The 20,183-nt window shown below is 41.2% G+C and carries 18 protein-coding genes; 6 read left to right on the top strand and 12 right to left on the bottom strand.

Going from position 1 to position 20,183, the window contains the following annotated elements:
• The first annotated feature begins 45 nt into the window (after window positions 1-45).
• From ACR5KR_RS08785 to ACR5KR_RS08775, 3 genes are all read left to right on the top strand, one after another.
• Window positions 46-867, top strand: a complete 822-nt coding sequence (locus tag ACR5KR_RS08785) for an acyl-CoA desaturase (RefSeq protein WP_448266215.1) — start codon at window positions 46-48, stop codon at window positions 865-867.
• A gap of 358 nt (window positions 868-1,225) precedes the next feature.
• The gene (locus ACR5KR_RS08780) at window positions 1,226-2,278 is read left to right on the top strand and encodes a fatty acid desaturase (RefSeq protein ID WP_448266213.1); all 1,053 of its coding nucleotides are present in this window, start codon (window positions 1,226-1,228) and stop codon (window positions 2,276-2,278) included.
• A gap of 222 nt (window positions 2,279-2,500) precedes the next feature.
• On the top strand, window positions 2,501-3,580 hold the full coding sequence (locus ACR5KR_RS08775) for a fatty acid desaturase (protein WP_445626898.1): 1,080 nt from the start codon (window positions 2,501-2,503) through the stop codon (window positions 3,578-3,580).
• Window positions 3,581-3,972: 392 nt separating this feature from the next.
• Here ACR5KR_RS08775 and ACR5KR_RS08770 read toward each other — a convergent pair whose 3' ends face one another.
• The 7 genes from ACR5KR_RS08770 to fdxB all read right to left on the bottom strand — a co-directional run bounded on the left by ACR5KR_RS08770 (window position 3,973) and on the right by fdxB (window position 11,421).
• Complete coding sequence (locus ACR5KR_RS08770; RefSeq protein WP_448266210.1) at window positions 3,973-4,422, bottom strand: ArsC/Spx/MgsR family protein; 450 nt, start codon at window positions 4,420-4,422, stop codon at window positions 3,973-3,975.
• A 206-nt stretch (window positions 4,423-4,628) separates the two neighbouring features.
• Window positions 4,629-5,240 carry a cupin gene (locus ACR5KR_RS08765; protein ID WP_448266208.1) on the bottom strand — a complete coding sequence of 204 codons (612 nt, stop codon included), beginning with the start codon at window positions 5,238-5,240 and terminating at the stop codon, window positions 4,629-4,631.
• Window positions 5,241-5,616: 376 nt separating this feature from the next.
• Window positions 5,617-6,102 (bottom strand): hypothetical protein, encoded by a 486-nt coding sequence (locus tag ACR5KR_RS08760; RefSeq protein WP_448266207.1) that lies wholly within the window; start codon window positions 6,100-6,102, stop codon window positions 5,617-5,619.
• Window positions 6,103-6,216: 114 nt separating this feature from the next.
• Window positions 6,217-6,816 carry a cytochrome c oxidase subunit 3 gene (locus ACR5KR_RS08755; RefSeq protein ID WP_445626902.1) on the bottom strand — a complete coding sequence of 200 codons (600 nt, stop codon included), beginning with the start codon at window positions 6,814-6,816 and terminating at the stop codon, window positions 6,217-6,219.
• A 751-nt stretch (window positions 6,817-7,567) separates the two neighbouring features.
• Window positions 7,568-9,256 carry a cytochrome c oxidase subunit I gene (ctaD, locus tag ACR5KR_RS08750; protein WP_448266206.1) on the bottom strand — a complete coding sequence of 563 codons (1,689 nt, stop codon included), beginning with the start codon at window positions 9,254-9,256 and terminating at the stop codon, window positions 7,568-7,570.
• A gap of 346 nt (window positions 9,257-9,602) precedes the next feature.
• The gene (locus ACR5KR_RS08745; protein ID WP_448266204.1) at window positions 9,603-10,592 is read right to left on the bottom strand and encodes a cytochrome c oxidase subunit II; all 990 of its coding nucleotides are present in this window, start codon (window positions 10,590-10,592) and stop codon (window positions 9,603-9,605) included.
• A 535-nt stretch (window positions 10,593-11,127) separates the two neighbouring features.
• Window positions 11,128-11,421: a ferredoxin III, nif-specific gene (fdxB, locus tag ACR5KR_RS08740; RefSeq protein WP_445626905.1), complete on the bottom strand. Its 294-nt coding sequence runs from the start codon at window positions 11,419-11,421 to the stop codon at window positions 11,128-11,130.
• A gap of 1,017 nt (window positions 11,422-12,438) precedes the next feature.
• Between fdxB and ACR5KR_RS08735 the strand changes: the two genes are divergently transcribed.
• Window positions 12,439-14,034: a helix-turn-helix domain-containing protein gene (locus ACR5KR_RS08735; protein WP_448270139.1), complete on the top strand. Its 1,596-nt coding sequence runs from the start codon at window positions 12,439-12,441 to the stop codon at window positions 14,032-14,034.
• A 139-nt stretch (window positions 14,035-14,173) separates the two neighbouring features.
• On the opposite strand, the gene ACR5KR_RS08730 is transcribed toward ACR5KR_RS08735, so the two are convergent.
• Window positions 14,174-15,157, bottom strand: coding sequence for a sucrase ferredoxin (locus tag ACR5KR_RS08730; RefSeq protein ID WP_448266203.1), 984 nt, complete (start codon window positions 15,155-15,157; stop codon window positions 14,174-14,176).
• 1,106 nt (window positions 15,158-16,263) lie between these two features.
• On the opposite strand from ACR5KR_RS08730, the gene ACR5KR_RS08725 reads away from it, so the two are divergent.
• Entirely contained in the window at window positions 16,264-17,016 is a 753-nt protein-coding gene (locus ACR5KR_RS08725) for a Mut7-C RNAse domain-containing protein (RefSeq protein WP_448270137.1), read from the top strand.
• A 4-nt stretch (window positions 17,017-17,020) separates the two neighbouring features.
• Here ACR5KR_RS08725 and ACR5KR_RS08720 read toward each other — a convergent pair whose 3' ends face one another.
• Entirely contained in the window at window positions 17,021-17,239 is a 219-nt protein-coding gene (locus ACR5KR_RS08720; protein WP_448266202.1) for a hypothetical protein, read from the bottom strand.
• A 245-nt stretch (window positions 17,240-17,484) separates the two neighbouring features.
• Between ACR5KR_RS08720 and ACR5KR_RS08715 the strand changes: the two genes are divergently transcribed.
• Complete coding sequence (locus ACR5KR_RS08715; RefSeq protein WP_448266201.1) at window positions 17,485-18,453, top strand: ROK family protein; 969 nt, start codon at window positions 17,485-17,487, stop codon at window positions 18,451-18,453.
• 126 nt (window positions 18,454-18,579) lie between these two features.
• On the opposite strand, the gene ACR5KR_RS08710 is transcribed toward ACR5KR_RS08715, so the two are convergent.
• The 3 genes from ACR5KR_RS08710 to ACR5KR_RS08700 form a co-directional block, all read right to left on the bottom strand.
• The gene (locus ACR5KR_RS08710) at window positions 18,580-18,969 is read right to left on the bottom strand and encodes a hypothetical protein (protein ID WP_448266200.1); all 390 of its coding nucleotides are present in this window, start codon (window positions 18,967-18,969) and stop codon (window positions 18,580-18,582) included.
• Between the two features lie 18 nt (window positions 18,970-18,987).
• On the bottom strand, window positions 18,988-19,422 hold the full coding sequence (locus tag ACR5KR_RS08705) for a hypothetical protein (RefSeq protein ID WP_448266199.1): 435 nt from the start codon (window positions 19,420-19,422) through the stop codon (window positions 18,988-18,990).
• Between the two features lie 162 nt (window positions 19,423-19,584).
• Window positions 19,585-20,175, bottom strand: coding sequence for a Uma2 family endonuclease (locus tag ACR5KR_RS08700; RefSeq protein WP_448266198.1), 591 nt, complete (start codon window positions 20,173-20,175; stop codon window positions 19,585-19,587).
• Window positions 20,176-20,183 lie beyond the last annotated feature (8 nt).

Below are 20,183 nucleotides of genomic sequence, written 5' to 3'. Positions count from 1 at the left end.
AAGATCGCGCAGACTAGGCTGGAAAATTCAAATTCAGGTTACTGCATGACAATTGCTACTTCAACCAAACCTCAAGTTAACTGGGTCAATACCCTGTTTTTCATTGGACTGCACATCGGCGCTTTATTTGCCTTTGTTCCTGGTAACTTTAGCTGGACAGCAGTTGGTGTGGGTTTCTTGCTGTACTGGATAACAGGTGGTTTAGGAGTTACTCTCGGATTTCACCGCCTTGTTACTCATCGCAGTTTTCAAACTCCCAAGTGGCTAGAGTATCTTCTGGTTTTCTTTGGGACACTCTCGTGTCAAGGAGGCCCAATTGAATGGGTCGGGACACATCGCATTCATCATTTAAACTCTGATACTGATGCCGATCCCCATGATTCTAATAAAGGCTTCTGGTGGAGCCACATGGATTGGCTGATTCACTATTGTCCCGCTCACGCTGATGTTCCTCGTTTCACCAAAGACATTGCCGAAGACCCAGTTTATCAGTTTTTAGAAAAATATTTCATCTCGATCCAGGTTGCTCTAGGTGTATTGCTTTTGCTTCTAGGTGGCTGGTCGTTTGTTGTCTGGGGAATTTTTGTGCGCATTGTCTGGGTTTACCACTGCACTTGGTTGGTGAACAGCGCTACTCATAAATTTGGCTATCAAAGCTATGATTCTGGTGATAAATCGACTAATTGCTGGTGGGTAGCCGTACTAGTTTTCGGTGAAGGCTGGCATAATAACCATCATGCTTTTCAATACTCAGCTCGTCATGGGCTGAAATGGTGGGAAGTCGATTTAACTTGGATGACAGTTCAATTGCTGCAAGCAGTTGGTCTGGCGACTAATGTGAAGTTGGCCCCAACAAAAGTTAGTTAGGAGAGACGCGATTAATCGCGTCTGTACAGGAGTTAGGAGAGACGCGATTAATCGCGTCTGTACAGGAGTTAGGAGTTACGTGATGCCATCAATTTTTCTCAAACCATAATTTTGGAAACTACAAATCTTTATGGGACAAGGAGCGTTTATAATTCACATCTGGTGTGAGTTATAAATCTAAACTCCTAACTCATCACTTCTAACTCCTCACTTTTTACTCCTAACCTTTTAAAAAGCTATTTACTGGTGCGCTTGTGTCGGTTAGGTTGCTATAATCCGAAGCGCTAATGTGAAGAATTTTTGCGGCAAGTTACTTTTTAGTGACTTGGTGGAGGAGTTTGTTGTTTTTTAGGTGTCCATGACTACATCAATAATTAATAGCCAGAAACTAAGTGACGAGCCTAGTAATTCCGACTTTCGGCTCAAAGATATTGTCAAAACCCTGCCACGGGAATGTTTTCAGCAGAACCGTCGCAAAGCTTGGACACAAGTAATACTCAGTGTCTTGGCGGTCGCCTTGGGCTATTACAGCCTGGCGATCGCTCCTTGGTTTCTCTTGCCCCTTGCTTGGATTTTTACGGGCACTGCTTTAACAGGTTTTTTTGTAATTGGCCATGATTGCGGTCACAGGTCTTTTGCCAAACGTCGTTGGGTGAATGATTTGGTAGGGCATTTCTTCATGATGCCGTTAATTTACCCCTTTCATAGTTGGCGCATTAAGCATAATTACCACCATACTCATACCAATAAGCTGGATGAGGACAATGCTTGGCATCCAATCAGACCAGAAGTGTTTGAAGATTGGGATAAAACCCGACAGTCTGCTTTTGAACTGTTCATGCGTAAACGCTTCTGGTGGGTAGGTTCCATTGGACATTGGGCTGTAGTGCATTTTGATTGGCGGAACTTCAAAACGAAAGACCAATCGAGTATCAAGCTGTCTGTGGCTGTAGTAGTTGTGTTTGCTGCGATCGCTTTCCCGCTTTTGGTCGCCACAACTGGTATCTGGGGCTTTGTCAAGTTTTGGCTAGTGCCCTGGATGATTTACCATTTTTGGATGAGTACTTTTACTATTGTTCACCACACTGCCGCAGATGTTCCTTTTACGACAGCGAACAAGTGGAACGAAGCTCTAGCACAGCTATTTGGCACTATTCATTGTGATTATCCGCGTTGGGTAGAAATCCTGTGCCACGATATCAATGTTCATGTCCCTCATCATATTTCCACTGCGATTCCTTCTTATAATTTGCGGTTAGCTTACAGCAGCATCAAAGAAAATTGGCAGCCTTATCTACATGATGAGTGTCAGTTTTCTTGGTCTTTAATGAAACAGATTACAGACCAGTGTCAACTATACACAACTGATGTTGGCTATAAAACTTTCAACGAATATTATACAGAGCAATAAATAGCGCTGTGATTTAGACTTACGCTCTTGAACTCAACGAGAGCGTCTATCATGCTGTGTTTAAATAGAATTTGGCAACTTTTTACTAACTATAAAGTTGTTAGCTAAATTGCCAAAATTTATCTTTTTTGATGTTAGCGATCGCTAGTTTTGTGGGCATCCTAAAGGTGAGATTATCTTGTCTCAAATCAAGTTCCGATTTATATCCAACAAAAGAATCCAGTGCTATCAAATCTCGTCACGTTCAATAATCCTACTGGCTACGAAACGTCTGAGGATTCCACCAAATTACCTTTCACTCTTCAAGATTTAAAAGCTGCAATCCCTGCTGAATGCTTTCAGCCCAATGTAACAAAATCACTTTTTTACTTTTTTCGTGACATCCTAATTATCGGTCTGCTTTATGCCGTAGCTAATTACCTGGATTCTTGGCTTTTCTTTCCGATTTTCTGGCTAATGCAAGGAACGATGTTTTGGGCTTTGTTTGTAGTCGGGCATGACTGCGGACACCAATCTTTTTCTAAGCATAAATGGCTCAATGATTTGATTGGACATCTTTCTCACACACCAATACTTGTTCCTTATCATGGTTGGCGGATCAGCCACCGAACCCATCACAAAAATACTGGCAATCTCGATAATGATGAAAGCTGGTATCCTGTGACGGAATCAGAATACAAAGAGATGCCTTTAGCCCAAAAGATAGTCCGATATTATATTTTTCTCTTGGCTTATCCTGTGTATCTGTTTAAGCGTTCTCCTAATAAAGAAGGCTCTCACTTTTTGCCCAGCAGTCCGCTTTTCAAAGCATCAGAAAAATGGGATGTCATCACTAGTACTGTACTTTTGATTGGCATGGTAGGTTTGCTCGGTTTCCTCACATACCAATGGGGTTGGATGTGGTTGCTGAAATATTATGCTGTGCCCTACCTTGTATTCATAATTTGGCTAGATTTGGTGACATTTTTGCACCACACTGAGCCAGAGCTTCCCTGGTATCGGGGAGAAGATTGGACTTTCCTCAAAGGCGCAATTTCTAGTATTGACCGTGATTATGGTTTGGTTAATCATATCCATCACGATATTGGTACTCATGTTGCTCACCATATATTCCTTAACATCCCTCACTACAATTTGCTGAAAGCAACTGAGGCAATAAAACCAGTCATGGGTGAGTATTTCCACAAATCGGAAGAACCTATTTGGAAGTCATTATGGCGTTCATGTGTCAGCTGCCATTTTGTACCTGATAGTGGTAGTAAGGTTTACTACACATCCAACAAGAAGTTAGCTAAAGACTAGAGCTAATTTCAAAATCCCTCTCCCAAGCTTGGGGGAGGGGCGTTGCATAATTGCGGGATGATTTTACTAGTTTTGTGGGATGGGCCGAAAAGCCCGTCCCTTGTATTTCCGGGCGGGCTTTTCGGCCCACCCCACAAGAATCATCCCTTGATTCAGCAACGTCGGGAGAGGGATTTAGGGTGAAAGCTCATTGATTTATGCAAGAAGTTTAATAAACATAAGCCGCCTTGTTTTTGATGTTGTTCACCATGATGGTTACAGCCACCCTAATGATTAACGTGAGTTCGACAAGCCCTTTTGTGACCTCTCCCCCAACCCCTCTCCGTGTCGGAGAGGGGAGCCAAAACCCGTGGGAGAGGGAGGTTGGGAGGAAGAGGTTCATCGAACTCACGTTAATGATTATGGTGATGATGACCATGACCGTGGGAGCAGTTTTGCAAATCTTGCTTCATCAACTTGTCGCTGATTTCTTGCAAGGATTCATCCACAGCTTGTAAGCCAATCCAAGTATCAATCTTTTGGACATCAAATCCTACCTCACGGCGTTCGCCTACTTCTAACAAAGGACGGCGAATTAAAAGTGGCTCTTTCAGCATCAACGTCAAGGCGGTTTGGGCATCGATTTTTTCAGGAACCACCTCACCAGATTTTACCTTAGGGGCGGAAAGATTAAACCATTCGGCTACGGGGCGATCGCCAAAAAAAGAACGCAACCGCTCAACTGTCCAAAGTTCTGTTAGCAAATTCTGTGGTATCACTTCATGACCGGCAGCTGTGAGCAAAACTTTTTGCTTAATACCACCTTTACAGCCTGGTTTGCTATAGAAAATTACTCTTGCCATTTAACTACCTCTTAGTAGAATACGATTCGTTTGTGTCTCGTTCCCAGTCTCCGACTGAGAATGCTGTCCTAGAGGCGGAGCCTCTGTTGCTGGCGGCAGCAGTCCAATTGAAGTGCATTTCCAGCCTTTGGGCTGGAAACGAGATATGAAAAGGCTTTCAGCTTAATTTGACACCAATGATGGCTGTGTGTGCCTACTGCGTGATGCTAAAAGTTTTTAGCACTATACTTAATCGGATCAAACTCAAATCTCTCATTGGGATCGGTTTCACCGTAGATATTAAAAGTCACAGTTGGTTCATCACCCACTGCTTCTACACAGTGAATTGCATCGGGAGTAAAGCTAATAATATCTCCTGGAAATAGAGTTAGCTCTCCCGTCGGTTCAATTTTGTCCTGAAATTCTGGGCTATGAGTGCGTTGCCAAAAAGTATTTTTTTCCTGACCTTTTAACACCGCCACGATTCCCCATGTCCCATGATTATGAATGTTCGATCGGGTTCCCGGTGCAAATGTTACTGTTTGCACAGTTAAGGGAAAACCTAATTCGTCGTATAGGAGTAAAACAGAGGTTCCTGTTTTGGGTGAAGGCTCTAAAGTTTGACTTCGTACCCAGTAGGAATTTACTATCAAACGCCTTACGAGCATCCGAATTTCTGGTAGAAAACTGACTCGATCGTCTCCATTATTGAGAACATCTTCCACCTCAGTTAAAAACCGATAAAGGCGGTAATTTTCTCTCAATAAATCCCAGGCTCTTACAGATTTACAAGCTTGATGCTGACCATCTCCCGTTAGTAACCAATCCTTACCTTTCATAACTTTTAAATTGATAACGGAGAAGATTGGATGATAATGATTGGAGAGACGTTAGGAATATTGTTTGCAGGAATTTTAGTCGGTATGGTAATTGCAGGAATAATAGAGTTACTATTACTAGCTGCTCCCAAAATAGAGTAAGAGGAATATGATGTAGATAACCAGTTGTTCATGATTGTTCACCAAAGGGCATTGGGCATTGGGAATGGGGCATTGGGCATTGGGAATGGGGCAGAGGGGAAAGAGGTAATACCATTTCACGAAATGCTTGATACAAATGATTTGTCTCTAACTCTTTCCTCCTGTCCCCTGCCCCTTGTACCCCTGCTTCTTCATCTCTTTCACACATCGTTTTGTAGAGAAGCACATGGACTAATTAATCATCTTCTTCTGCTGGACGTGTCAAAATATCCAGAAGAATTCCGGCACCAAAATCATGCTTTTCATCTATCTCTTTGACTTTGGTGCTGATTTCTTTTGCTTCTTCAATTTCTCCTAACTTTGCTAGTACTAATCCAGAAGCAGCATAAGCATTTAAGTACAATCGAATTTGTGGTTCTTCTTTGCGACTGACTAATATCGGCTGAAGTTGCCCCCAGTCATCAGGAAATTTTTCTATTTCTTTAATTTTATCTAATAATTTGATTGTTGTTTGTAGTGCCAGAGAATAATTATTTTTATAATAGAAAAATCTATATGCTGCTACCAATACATCTGTATTTTCACCAGTTTTTGCTAAAGCTTGTTGAATATATTTTTCTGATTGTGATGTATTCTCCCAGTTTTGTGCAGCTAAAACTAATAAGTTTTTAATGTCTTCTGGAACCTGGAACCATGAGAATTGGTTTGTATTGGCTTGCATAAGAAAGTCCTGGAAAGTTAGGAGTTAGGAGTTATGAGTTAGAAGTTGTGAATTACGAGTTAGAAGTTATAAATTCTTAACTCTTGACTTCTGGCTCTTCACTCCTAACTTTTGTTAAAACAAAGTGAGAATGTACACCAAGGTGAATAAAACAATCCAAATAATGTCTACGAAGTGCCAGTAAATTTCTGTCATTTCGATGAAAGTATGATTGGTTGCAGAATATTCACCGGGAAGACGCGATCGCCACAATGCACGTAATATCAATAACAGTCCTGCAAAAACGTGCAAACCGTGGAACCCAGTCATGATATAAAAGCAGTTGGCGAAGACGTTGGTAGTCAGTCCGTATCCTAATGTTGAATACTCATAAACCTGACCACCTAAGAAAATTGCCCCCATGATTGCAGTAATTGCGTACCACAGTTGCATTCCCTTGACGTTATTCTTTTTAATCGCCGTATCACCGAAGTGAATCACGAAACTACTAGATACCAGAATAATGGTGTTAATTGTCGGCACAAGTAGTTCTACTTCGCTTCCTTCTGGAGGCCAAACGGCTGTACTGCTCCGAAAAAACAAATAAGTGGCAAAAAATCCCCCAAACATTAGGGATTCAGAGGCGAGGAACGTCAAAAGTCCCCAAACTCTTAAATCTGGATGTTCTTCGTGTCCTGCACTGTGTTCTTCGCTTGTGGTTGTAGCTATAGTCATAGATTTTTTGACAATACCGATCTACTCTGTCTGTTGCGTCAGTCCTATAAAGAATGAAGTCTGAAGTGGCAAAATTTCCATTCTTTATCCAAAATTCTTGTTTAACGTGAGTTCGACAGACCTCTCCCGGACAGCCTCCCTCTCCCACGGAGAAAGGGAGGAGCAACGAGGAGAATTAGGGTTTTGGCTCCCCTCTCCGACACGGAGAGGGGCTGGGGGAGAGGTCAAAATAGCACTCGTCGAACTCACGCTTGTTTAGCCAAACTCTTGACTTGTTCAGGAATTTTGAAAATTCCGAGTTTCGTGTTCTGAATTCGGGCGGCCGTTTGTTGAATTCGGGCGGCCGTTTGTTGAATTCGGGCGGCCGTTTATTGAATTCGGGCGGCCGTTTGTTGAATTCGGGCGGCCGTTTATTGAATTCGGGCGTCCGTTTGTTGAATTCGGGCGATCGTTTATTGAATTCGGGCGTCCGTTTTCTGAATTCGGGCGTTCGTTTAGGGACTTCCAGAAAATAAATTATCCAATTTACTCAGATCGTATTTTTCTTTCTCCCCCTGCCCCCTGCTCCCGTTCGGCTACGCTCACGGCAAGCCTGCCCCCCTGCCTACACCAAGATCGGATATTTTATTTAGTTGGAAGTCCCTTATTGAATTCGGGCGTTCGTGTTCCAAGCTTGGAGTTTCGAGTTTTTAAATCTAATGACTAGAAGTTTTAGTGGCTTTGAGTGCGATCGCATCACTCACTCTACGAACTAAGCACTAGCTTCTGGCGTTGCTGATGACTGTAATTCAGTTCTATGCTCTTGACCGTAGTCATAAGGGCCATGAGTGACAACCGGCAACACTTCCCAGTTTTCAATTGCAGGTGGTGAGCTTGTTGTCCATTCTAAGGTCAAACCTTGCCAAGGATTATCACCAGCCAAAGGCCCTTTCAGCCAACTGTAGATTATGTTGATGGTGAAAGGAATTACCGATATCGCCAAAACAAATGAACCAAAGGTACAAATTTGATTGAGGTCGATAAATTGGGGGTCATACATTGCCACTCTTCGCGGCATTCCCTTTAAGCCCAACTCGTGCATGGGTAAAAAGGTCAGATTAGTACCGATGAAAGTCAGGGCAAAGTGAATGCGTGCCAAGTTTTCATTCAGCATTCGTCCGGTCATTTTGGGGAACCAGTGATAAATGCCGGCGTAGATGCCAAACACGGAACCGCCAAACAGAACGTAATGGAAATGTCCGACTACATAATATGTGTCGTGGACGTGAACATCAAAGGGGGCTGTTCCCATCGTCACACCACTTAAGCCGCCCATGACAAACATGGACAACAAGCCAATGGCGAAAAGCATCGCACCTGTGAAGCGGATTTTACCACCCCAAAGGGTAGCAACCCAGGCAAAAATCTTCACGCCAGTGGGAACTGCAACGATAAGAGTGGAGATGGTAAAGAACATCCGCATCCAACCGGGTGTGCCACTGGTAAACATGTGGTGTACCCAGACGAACAAACCGACAACGCAGATGGCTACACTAGAGTAAGCGATCGCTTTATAACCAAAGATTGGTTTGCGGGAGTGAACTGGAATTACCTCGGACATAATGCCGAAGATGGGCAGAATCATTAAATATACTGCCGGGTGAGAATAAAACCAGAACAAGTGTTGATAAATTACAACGTTACCACCTGCATCTGGTTTAAAGAAGGATGTGCCAAAGTTGAGGTCAAACAACAGCAGCACTAAACCGGCTGCTAATACAGGTGTGGAGAGAAGCGCCAGCAGAGAGGTTGCCAAGATTGCCCAGCAAAATAGGGGTACTTGATCCCATTTCATGCTAGGAACCTTCATCATCAAAATGGTGATTACAAAGTTCAGCGAACCCAAAATTGAAGAAGTTCCCACCAAAACGATCGCAAGTATCCACATACTTTGAGCAATTGGTGCTGTCACTAAGCTCAAAGGTGGGTAAGCTGTCCAACCAGATTGGGAACCGCCGAAAATGAAACTACCTAAAATGAGCGCACCTGCTGGGGGATTTAACCAAAAGGCGATCGCGTTCAGCTTTGGAAACGCCATATCCCTAGCACCAACCATCAAGGGCACCAAATAGTTACCAAATCCCCCAATGGCGCTTGGGACAATCCACAGGAAGATCATGATCGTCCCGTGATTGGTCATGAAAGCGTTATACAGATTAGGGTCGAGTACGTCTGCATCTGGTGTTGCTAATTCGACACGGAGAGCAACAGCCATCAATCCGCCGATGAGATAGAACACAAACGCCGTCACTAGGTATTGAATGCCAATAACCTTGTGGTCAACATTAAATGTAAAATAGTCTTGCCATTTCCACGCCTTCGGATGCGAAGTGTGGCTAGTCACCATTTTCGGTTTATTTTCTTCTGGTGGAGTATTCCGTGGAAATTCTACCTGCGTCATATTTTTGTCCTTTGTCGTTTGTCATTTGTCCTTTGTCCTTTGTCTTTTTGTCCTTTGTCATTTGTCAGTTATGTGTCGCCTATAGTAAAAGCACCCCTCCCCGCAAGCCTACGGTGTAGACACAAGTCTGAAACAGTTTGCTCATCAAGGTTTTACCCCACCCTAACCCTCCCCCCTTCGACAAGCTCAGGGCATCGCTTGCAAAGGGGAAGGAACTGGATTTCCGGTTTCTCCCCTTTCTAAGGGGGGATTAAGGGGGGTAATTCGACTATCGAGCGGGGTGGAGTTGCTCTTAATAATAGTTAATTGAGCAGACATAATATTACCAATGACCAATGACCAATGACTAATGACTCATGACTACTGACTCTAGAGTTGCTGCACTAATTCCCATATCATGGGTGTGGGGCGCGAGAAACTCTGATGTTGATAAGTCGGCTGGATTGACTGCAACGATTTGATTTAGGTTTTGTTGTTGAGCAATTTGGTTTTCTGTCCGCCAGCTATCATATTCTTCTGGCGTGTGGACAATTACCTGTGTCCGCATTGAACCGTGATAACCACCGCACAACTCAGCACAAACTACGGGATATGTACCTGGTTGGGTGGCGACAAATCGCAGTTCGGTAGGGATACCGGGAAGTGCATCTTGTTTCAAGCGGAAGTTTGGCACCCAGAATGAGTGAATTACATCTTGTGCTGAAAGGTTGAGTTGCACATCAGCACCAACGGGTATGTGTAATTCCCCAGAGGTAATGCCACTATCAGGGTAGCTAAATAACCAGGCATACTGTATGCCTTTGACATCAACAACTAAATCGGCTGGTTTGTTTAAGGTTTTAGGAGACGCGCCAATACCAATTGTTGGGGCTATTGCTGGGGCAGTTGTTGCTTCAGAAGCATCGCTGAGTGTAGCAGCGATTGCAGTTCCCGACTTATGAGCAACATGAGCAGCTGAATGAGGATGACCAGCAGGCTCAAAACCGCCCATTCGGTTGAAAACATCTACGCTGTAGATGCCCAAACCGAGGACAATCACTGTGGGAATTGCTGTCCAAAAGATTTCTAAGGGAACGTTGCCTTCGATTGGCAAACCATCGGTATCATCACCGCGACGGCGACGAAACTTGACCAAAAAAACTATAATTGTTCCTTCTACCACCAAGAAGAGTGCGATCGCAATGGTAAACATGACGTTGAAAAAACCGTCTACCAAAGGCGCTTGTAACGATGCCTGCACCGGCATGAGTGTGTGGTTGTGACCGATCCAAATACTGATTGCTGTAACTACTATCCCAGCAACCAGAGTCCATAGTGAAACAGGAACTTGTTGCATACATGCTACCTGTGTAAACAGTCTTTTGAGGTGTTATTTTCTGAGTTTAGGTTTTAGGGGAAAGGTTATAGGTTACAGGTTATAGGTTACAGGTTATAGGAATTCATCTATTCCCTGTAACCTGCACCCTATTCCCTTGTTCTTTCCCCATTCTCTATTTCCTTTTCACTTATTAACTTTCTAACGTGCAGCCATAAAAAATGGGGGAAACTTCCAGATTTTTTCCATATCTTTCCCCCAAAAAATGACAAATTATAGTTGAACTCATACCACAAAGTTAGCCCCCTGCTTTCACAAAAGCTAGTTGTTCTAAGAGGGCACTGTTAGACCTAATATTGATTAGGCTATATTAGCAGCAAGTTTAAATTTGTTAATAGCTAACATTTTGCGATTTACGGATTTGTTTACTATGAACTTTTTATCAGTTCCAGTAAATATTTAGTATTCCCCTCAAGTTACCTTGCCTAGCGCATTTGCGCTTTATTCAAACAGTGCCTCCTGTGACGAACAACAATTTTGACTAACTCCAAAAACCTTAATTATTTAAAGCAACGTGGGTGTAGCAGTTCTTTGGACAAATCCGCGAACAAGCTTCACAACCAATACAGTTGTCTGGAGAAGTAACTGCCATTACTTTCCGTTCAATTTCATCATCATCTTCATCTTCCACAAATTCACCTTCTTCATTGAGTGCCTTCAAACCAAGCACATTGTATCCGCATACCTTAATGCATCTGCCACAGCCGATACATTTGTCCTTGTCGATTTCCTGAGCAAATTTTGGTGTCCATGCCTTACCGCCAAATGTCAAACCTGTTAGTTGTGCCATGAATAAATCCTCAGCAATTTGCCTGTCTATCTGTTTGTGCATTAATCATCATATTATCCTAATCTTTTATTGTTTTATATTCAAAATTTACTTTTACCACATTAACTTTCGATGACTTTGAACACAACGAAGAATTGTTTTTTATGTCAATTTATAGATCGAACTTATTGCTAATGATTCTTATCGGTAAAAGGGTAAAGGGGAAAGGGGAAAGGGGAAAGGTTTTGAATACATCCTTTACCCAATATCTCTAAACCCATTCCCTAGACCACAAGGAAAGTGAAAAATGCTTATCCGAACCGTATTGTATACCTGCCGATTTAACTATTATTTACAGCAAATGCAACTATATCTCTAAGAATAATGATATTTTTTTTCAAATATTTATAGATTTGAGGAAAGAAATTTAGATAAACAGTATACATATATACCAAAATAAATGTTCATCATTGACATTTTGATATCTGCAATATGTATTTTAGAAAGCAACAATTTTCCAGTGATTTTGATTTAAATATTTAAATAAATGATGACAAAAGGAATATTTTCATTTCATCTGAATACACAAAATTAATTTATAAAGGAACTGTAAAGTTTATGGCAGAATACGAAGGTGCCTTAAATATTAAAATTATTAACAAATCAGAGGAAGCTCAAGTATAGGAGGCTCGAAGATTGACGAAAAACATTTTGTGTAAGATTTTATCGTCAAAATTAAAATGTTCATCAAGTACTAAATTAAATAATGTAAATATTTTTTCTAGGCTCAATCCGAACAAATTAATTGTTTTGCTCATGAAATGTATAGTTAATCAGAAGTTTTATTAGGCTATTTTTTAAACTTTAAATAGCTTGCAATTAGATGCGAATTTAACAAGTAGATGTGGAAATGGAATGTGGTGAGAAAAAATTATTCTCACTAGAAATATTGTGTGGTAGCGAGTCATGAATAAACAGGACTCATCCAGGGGAGACCTGAGCCAGACATCTCAACGATTAGAGTGGGAAAAGAGCCAAATGCCTTATACAATTCCTAACAACAGTTGCGTTGGATGTGACAACTGCCGCCCCCAATGTCCTACGGGTGCAATCAGAATAGAAGACAATGAATACTGGGTCGATCCTGGTCTTTGTAATAATTGTGAGGGCTATTATTCACAACCGCAATGTGTAATAGCTTGTCCAACTAATTCTCCGATTCCTTGGCAGGCGAAAAAGGGAAGATGCAAAGTTGAACCGAGAGATGCTAGCAGCTTAGACTTATTTTCTAATGGCAAGAATAATCCATTTGCTTCAGCGATCGCAATTTGGGAAGCTTGTAATGTATTAGCGCAGCGCACATCCTTACCCTGGGAAACCGATGAAGAAGGGTACATCAGTTATAGCCGACAAGTTAATCAAGGGCGAGGTGCGATCGCTTTTCATATCCAAGATCCCTTGAAAGTGAACGACAAGGCTAAAGATATAGCAGCAATTGAGGGGCTTGACATCAGAGCCGCTTGCATACATCTAATTTTTGCAGCTTATGCTACAGCTTTAGAGCAACCTTGGGAGCAAGAATTTGCGATCGATGAGCGACAAATTGAAAAATATTTGGGGATGGAGAAACGCAAAGATTTAAGCAAAGCTGCCAAGCTAGCTTTAATGAAAAATATCGTTCAGCAAGCTTGCTCCCTGATTATCTCCATTGACTGGCCCCAACAAGGCCGAATTAACGGATTCTCCCTTGTCGGTAGCCGTTTATGGCACTTAGTAGATATTCAGCACCACTTCCAAGAAGACAATCTCGGATGCAAATATCTGATTGGGCTAACTTTTAAAGTCAAAGCAGGCTTATGGGCGCAATATTTCTTAAACAAACAAGCATGTAAAGAGCGAACTGCATTCTATCAATACGGCAGTCTCCCCAAAACACTGCTAACCACAGTCATGAGTATTTGGCAGCAACATGAAGGCGCAGTTCGACTAATGCTGTGGTTGCTGTTTAAAACCAAAATGGGTAAAGAACAACGCATCACCATTCCTACCCTGCTGCGTATTGCTTACGGTGAAGAAAAAGTCGCCCTTGCATCCAGACAACGGGAAGAACGTAAACGTCTGCTGCGAACCTTTGAAAGCGATTTAGAAATTCTCAATCACTATGGAATGAAACCGCTTTTCGATCCTGTTACTTATCCACCAGAAATTCAACCCTTGTGGGCGAAATTAATCGATCTTCCCGAAGATCCAGATGAAGCATTAGAATTTTGGACTAATGACGGTGGTGCTGAAACTCGCCTCACAGACACAGGCCCCCGTGGTAAATGGAATCTACTAATGAATGCGCGGATTTTGGCTTTTGAACTCCCGCCAGAATGGGAACAGCAAATCTCAGAATCGGAAAAAAAGAAAACAAGAACCGCTAAAGCCAAAAAGAAACCCAAAGCTACAAACGATTTGCTAGGCGAACAGATTTTGCAAGCGCGAAAAAACTTGAATCTCTCCCAAAGAGAATTGGCAAAACTCACAGGTAAAAGCCAAAGCTGGATTCGAGATATCGAGAATGGTCGTTTAAAAGCCAAATTAGAAGACCAAATACTGTTACGAAAAGTCTTAAATATGGCTTCATCTTAATTTAGAATTGAAACGCAAAGAAGCGCAGAGGAACACAGAGATTTTATTAAGAATTTGTGCAGCGTTATAGTAAATACAGCAATACTTTGCGTACCTCTGCGCTTCTCTTAGCGTCCCTCTGCGTTTAAAAACTCTCTCTCTACTTCTGTGTACTATAACTCATCACCTTACTAGAAGTAATCCAAAAACTACCAACAGCATATTTAGTAACTACTAACTCTCGTGTCGCATTGCATGAACTTTTCAGTTGTTGAGTCTTCGTTTCATCTTTCACAAGTTTAGCCTGGTAAGTATAGAGAGAACCACAAGGTTGTTCAAAACTAATTTCAGCTAAAATAGTATTATTATCTAAACTTTGCTCTAGAATTTTGCCTGCAACTTTGTAATTAAACCAATCCCATCCTTTATAGAGAATTAGTTCTCTTTCCAAAACTTGAAGTGCAGCAGGCAGAATTCCCCAGCCTCGATAGACTTGATGTAAGCATTGAATATCACCACTACGAGTCAAAATCGATCTAAATGAATCTCGATCGAGACGACCATAGTATCTTCCTTCTGGCAAGTCTATAACTGTTGGTGCAAACCGATGTCCACCAAAGTGCGATGATTTCCAAATTCGCACATTCTCTAAGCACAAATCAGCTTTACTCGCTATTATTTGGAAATAAAAAGGAGCGCCATATCTCGCACAACACTTATCATGGCTGCCGTGGGTACAAACTAAAATATCTCTAGTTATACTAGTTTCTACTTCCAAATTAGAATCGATACCCCATATCCATTTTTGGACAACTCCTGCTACTTGCTCAATATTTGCTAGCTGAAACTCCTGCTTATGGTATCCATTACTTAGCCCCTCTTGTTTTTGATAAATCAAAAGCGTAGTGTGATTTACCTTGTGTGATAAATCATTAGCAATTAGGAGAAATCTAATCGGCAATTTTGCACGCTTCACTTCTTCTACCAAAATCCTCAAATTCTCAGGCACCCACTTGGAGTTCAAGGCTTCTGATGTCCAAGGTAAAGGACACTCAACTAAAATATAAGTTTGATAATTGGTGGCACTACCAATAACATCTTCTCCTACTTGCCGCGAATCATCAGAACAAAAAAAAGTATTCATCTCACTGTACTCATTAGCATATTTTATGGACAAAAGGTATTACAAAATACAATTGTGTTCTTAGCTACAATATCCTTAGTTCAAGGAGATAAAAAAGAACAATATTCATTTCCCAGTTAAAACTAGGTAGCCACTTTATAACATCATTATCGATTGAGGTCTTCCCGATTAATAAATTCTCCACAATAAAGATAAATAGTGTCAAGAGATATTTTTCCGTATGAGTGGCGTTAATTTTGTATCTAGTTTTATTGTTATTTGGTATTTAATAAATTTTCATTAGCAAAAACTCAGTTTTTCTGAATTTGCTCTCTTTCGCAAAATCAAATATATTAAACCTGGTACATTAACGCAAAGCGACTGGGAGAGTTATCGACGATTAACTTGCTTACAATATCTATGTAGCCGATACTACAATCAAAAATGTTCCTAGCGGCAATCTAGTTGTTTAAAGTTTTGCTGAAATTATCTACATAGCTAATTACATATCCTGTTTTTACATATAAAGAAAGATATAACTCTGTACCGATATCTAAAAAATATATTCCTAAAGGAAGATGCGGAAACATTTAATAAACAGCGATCGCTTTGATAAGCCAATACTGTTTTAAGATTTCTTCCACATTATCTGCTTTCAATTTATCTCTCGAATTATCCATATTGCAAATAATTCTCAATAGGACAAGAAAATAAAAAAGTCAAATTAGGGGTAAATGCTTTACTTCCCCATACTCCATTTGCGATCGGTTAATAATTAAAAGTAGTGACTAATTATTAACAGTGTCACTGACATTAACATTAACAAATTTGGTATTTAGCGTTTTACCTAATCTAACTTCCCGAAGATAGTGTCAGGGTTTGATGATAGGTATCTGCTTTGACTGTAACTGAAGTCAATAAGAAATGCAAGTTTTTAATAATCTTTATGATTTCTTTATAGTTTGTTGCCTCTAGGACATTGCTTAAATCAAGGTGAACAGGTATTTCATAGTAAGGATAGCCCACTACAACAAGCATTGAGAGTTTCAATATAATAGATAAAGTTTTGCAATTGTGACAAATTGTTGCTAGTAAAGGCGCACTTACTAGTTCAAATATCTCTAGCTATGGCGATCGCATATTTCTACTTTCACGCAGAATTGAATCATTTTTTACCACGGCATCACAAACAGGTGAGAATATCTCATGTGTTTGAGGAAAAAGCCTCTATTAAGGACATGATTGAGTCGTTGGGTGTCCCTCATCCAGAGGTAGATTCGATAAATGTTAATGGTGAATATGTAAATTTTTCTTACATAGTTTCTGATGGAGACACTATCAATGTTTATCCAATTTCAGCTAGGAATGTTATTATACCAAGCGTTTCTCTTCTGCCAAAACCACTCAGTATTGTCCGTTTTGTTGTAGATATTCATTTAGGGAAGCTGGCGACATCTTTACGACTTTTAGGTTTTGATACTTTATACCGCAATGACTACGAGGACGATAAATTAGCCCAAATATCGTACACTCAAGCGCGGATTCTCTTGACTCGTGATAAAGGTCTATTGATGCGTAGTTTGGTAACGTATGGGTATTACGTTAGAAACACTAACCCCGAACAACAAATCCTAGAAGTACTGCAACGCTTCGACTTGTTTGAATTAATCTCACCATTTAAACGGTGTTTGCGTTGCAATGGATTATTAGAACCTGTAGATAAGCAATCCATTATTGAACAAGTGCCAGAAAAGGTGCGATCGCAGATTGATGAATTCCAGCGTTGCCAAGACTGCGATCGCATTTTTTGGAAAGGTTCGCATTATGAACGATTACAACAGTTTATTGATGGAGTACTCAACTCACAAAAACGTGAGTAACTATTTACCCAGCTGAAATATTCCCACTGATTATTTGACTACCCCCGATTCTGGGATCTTCATCTTCGCGATTCAAATCATCAGGAGTGGGATTTTGCTTACTCTCTCCACTCACTTCTTCTGGTTCAATGGGATCTGCCTCTTGAGTATCAATATCAAGAGAGTCAGGAGGTTCTTTGGCATGAGAGAAATCGATAAGTGGATCGGGTTGCTCAGTAGTCATAAGTTGCTAAATAATAGTGTAGTTTTTTCTAGTGTTAAATGTATCTTGAGTGCAAACATCTTTCTGAAGAAAGAAACTACTAGTACGCCAAGGTAACGCAAGCGGGGTAAAGGGGAAGGGAGAAAGGGGAAAGAAAGGTTTTTTATCCCTTACCCTTTTCCCTTTAACCTTTACCCAACCTCTACCTAAAAATTTTGGGTTGACAGACTACTACGTTGTGTGATGGTGTAATAAAAGGTGAGTGAATGACATTAATTTTAGCTCTCGATTTTGGCGGAACAAAGCTGGCAGCAGCAACAATCAATATCGGTTCGAGAAAGTGGTTGCGTTATGAACGTCGTCTCTCGCCAGCGAATGCAGATGCTAGCACTGACTTGGAAATGATGCGATCGCTCATTTACTCTTTGCTGCAAGACACAAAACCTGCTGCGATCGGTGTCAGCTTTGGCGGCCCAGTTGATGCTTCCACAGGGACGGTGCGACTTTCTCATCATGTGATTGGATGGGAAAATATTCCTCTCAAAGCCTTGTTGGAGGAGGAGTTTGGCGTTGCTGTTGGTGTAGATAATGATGCCAACGTTGCTGCTTTGGGCGAACACCGCTTTGGTGCAGGACAGGGATACGATAGCCTGTTTTACATCACTGTCAGCACTGGTGTGGGTGGCGGTTGGATACTTAACGGCCAGCCTTGGCGGGGTGCTGGTGGGATGGCTGGCGAAATTGGACATATCGTTGTCGATCCGGCTGGCCCAGTTTGTTTGTGTGGGAAGCGGGGATGTGTCGAACGTTTGGCTTCGGGGCCTTATATGGCGCAAAATGCTAAGGAAATTTTGGAAAAGGAACCGCAGAGGCGCAAAGTACTTAGAGATGGAGAGATTTTGAGGAGTTTGGTGGGGGGTAATTTAACGTTGCTGACGGGACAGTTGGTAAGTGAGGCGGCGGCGGCTGGTGATGGTTTGGCGAAGGAAGTTTTACACAAGGCTGCTTGGGCGCTGGGTGTGGGTATTGGCAATGTAGCAAATTTGATGAATCCGCAGCGCTTTGTGTTAGGAGGTGGGGTGACGAAAGCGGGGGAGGATTTCTGGCGGGTGGTGCGTCAGGTGGCGCGGGAGACGGCTTTGCCAGAAGTTGATTTTGAAATTGTGTCGGCGGTTCTAGGGGATGATGCACCTTTATGGGGGGCGGTGGCTTTAGCAGAAATAGGGATGGCTTGAAAGGTAAAAAGGCGATCGCTTTGCTGTAGTTTTTTTGGGTTACTTATTAGATTCTTTAACTAAAAGCTATTAGGTGAGGAGAACTCTTATCAGTAATACACATAGGAAGCAATATAAAGCAATCGATTACCTTTTTGGTTTGCGCCTGTAATATCCCCTTACCCAATGACCGTTTCTCAAATGAGGCTTGACAAGTACAAAACCAGGAAACTGATTTGTAATCTCAGGATTTCTGTGAACGAATTTTCCAAGTAAATCTTGAGCCAAAGCTGAGGTCGCAATTACCTTTTGAAGTTTGTATGTATCCTCAATAGCATTTAAATCTGCTAATTTTTCACAGGAAAATTCATAAAATAGACCGAAGCTACCGGCTAACCCTCCAAACACAACCATAGCCCAGTATAATTGAGCGAGTTGTCCCAGAGTTATATAACCGACCATACACAAAATGGCTAGTGTCCAACTCCAGTCAACTATTTCTTTAATCCGCTGAAAATGCTGGCGCAATGATAACATTTAAGGATACTGAAAAAATTAACTATTAGGTGTAGACTTCTTTTGAGGTACTGAGCATTTCAAGAAAATAGGTTTAGGTCTATCTGGGTTACTTTTCAAATTTAAGTCTTGCTTATAAGGCTCACAAGAATTTTTATATATGCGAACTTTAACGTAGTCTGTAGTTGGTATTTGAACTCGGAAAGCGCCTAAATTATCAGTCGTATCTGTATCAGACCCACCTTCAGATTCCATTATTACTTTTGCGCCAACTATAGGAACTTGAGTCGCTTCATCAAAAACGCTAACTTTTACACTACTTGAGTTTAGTACTGTAGAAGGTTTATTTTCAGGGCTTTCTTTATCTGAGGTATTCAGCCCTGGAACGTGAGTTGCAGCCCCATAGCCTATAGTCAACAAGAGAAATCCAGTCAGGGCGTACCAAATAGGTTTCGGTATATTACTCAGATCCATATACTTGGCAGATGCGGATGTGTATTGATTAGCAAAGTGAAATTATAAACATACTTATACTACAGCACGGTAAGAATAGTTTATGGAGTCTTCACGAAACAAGCGCGCCTGTGAAAAACTGATTAAGAATGTAGTGAAATTGAAAAATCACTAATCGTTTCACTATGAATTTTGAATATCTTGACGAAACTCTCTAATTGCTTCCAAGGGAGACGATAACAAAACACAACGATTAAGTAGGGATAAATCTAATTCTGCTAAAAACTCACTTTTAACAACTTTCTCATATTCTTGCTCTCGTAAGTAGTAAACTTCAATTGTGCCATCTTCCCAAAACCAAACTTCCGGGACTTGCATTAATTTGTACTTCTGTAACTTTATGGGACTACCACTAGTAATCACTACTTCAATGCACAAGTCTGGTACAGGTTTGTTCGTTCCAAAGCAATAAGATAAATCTGCTTGATATTCAACTATCTTGGGAATAATCTGACTAAAACTACCACTGGGAAAAAATTCAATGCCTTTGACTTCAAAATAAATAATCAGCAGTGCAGCAATTAAACACTTAATCGCCTCATGAGGCTTACCAATAGTCACTATTTCTAAGACTCCATCACAATAAAATAAGCGCACTCCTGGGACATTTTCAAAGCTAGCTTGAATTGCTTTAAACTGTTCCCAACTTAACCCCTGTCGAAAGAAGCGTTGTTCTTCTGGTAAGTTAACAGCATTTTCTAACGTTTGAGTCATAATATTTT

It is taken from the genome of Nostoc sp. DSM 114159 (assembly GCF_053470285.1).
The sequence above is the reverse complement of the archived record's forward strand: the minus strand, read 5'-3'. Positions and strand labels throughout refer to the sequence as shown.

What these genes read in the sequence shown, in the direction of transcription:
- ACR5KR_RS08715 (WP_448266201.1), top strand. Translation starts at nt 17,485, where the DNA reads ATGACATTAATTTTAGCTCTCGATTTTGGCGGAACAAAGCTGGCAGCA.
- ACR5KR_RS08700 (WP_448266198.1), bottom strand. Translation starts at nt 20,175, where the DNA reads ATGACTCAAACGTTAGAAAATGCTGTTAACTTACCAGAAGAACAACGC.
- ACR5KR_RS08770 (WP_448266210.1), bottom strand. Translation starts at nt 4,422, where the DNA reads ATGGCAAGAGTAATTTTCTATAGCAAACCAGGCTGTAAAGGTGGTATT.
- ACR5KR_RS08745 (WP_448266204.1), bottom strand. Translation starts at nt 10,592, where the DNA reads ATGCAACAAGTTCCTGTTTCACTATGGACTCTGGTTGCTGGGATAGTA.
- ACR5KR_RS08765 (WP_448266208.1), bottom strand. Translation starts at nt 5,240, where the DNA reads ATGAAAGGTAAGGATTGGTTACTAACGGGAGATGGTCAGCATCAAGCT.
- ACR5KR_RS08755 (WP_445626902.1), bottom strand. Translation starts at nt 6,816, where the DNA reads ATGACTATAGCTACAACCACAAGCGAAGAACACAGTGCAGGACACGAA.
- ACR5KR_RS08730 (WP_448266203.1), bottom strand. Translation starts at nt 15,157, where the DNA reads ATGAATACTTTTTTTTGTTCTGATGATTCGCGGCAAGTAGGAGAAGAT.
- ACR5KR_RS08705 (WP_448266199.1), bottom strand. Translation starts at nt 19,422, where the DNA reads ATGGATCTGAGTAATATACCGAAACCTATTTGGTACGCCCTGACTGGA.
- ACR5KR_RS08760 (WP_448266207.1), bottom strand. Translation starts at nt 6,102, where the DNA reads ATGCAAGCCAATACAAACCAATTCTCATGGTTCCAGGTTCCAGAAGAC.
- ACR5KR_RS08725 (WP_448270137.1), top strand. Translation starts at nt 16,264, where the DNA reads ATGGCGATCGCATATTTCTACTTTCACGCAGAATTGAATCATTTTTTA.
- ACR5KR_RS08720 (WP_448266202.1), bottom strand. Translation starts at nt 17,239, where the DNA reads ATGACTACTGAGCAACCCGATCCACTTATCGATTTCTCTCATGCCAAA.
- ACR5KR_RS08710 (WP_448266200.1), bottom strand. Translation starts at nt 18,969, where the DNA reads ATGTTATCATTGCGCCAGCATTTTCAGCGGATTAAAGAAATAGTTGAC.
- ACR5KR_RS08780 (WP_448266213.1), top strand. Translation starts at nt 1,226, where the DNA reads ATGACTACATCAATAATTAATAGCCAGAAACTAAGTGACGAGCCTAGT.
- ACR5KR_RS08785 (WP_448266215.1), top strand. Translation starts at nt 46, where the DNA reads ATGACAATTGCTACTTCAACCAAACCTCAAGTTAACTGGGTCAATACC.
- ctaD (WP_448266206.1), bottom strand. Translation starts at nt 9,256, where the DNA reads ATGACGCAGGTAGAATTTCCACGGAATACTCCACCAGAAGAAAATAAA.
- fdxB (WP_445626905.1), bottom strand. Translation starts at nt 11,421, where the DNA reads ATGGCACAACTAACAGGTTTGACATTTGGCGGTAAGGCATGGACACCA.
- ACR5KR_RS08735 (WP_448270139.1), top strand. Translation starts at nt 12,439, where the DNA reads ATGCCTTATACAATTCCTAACAACAGTTGCGTTGGATGTGACAACTGC.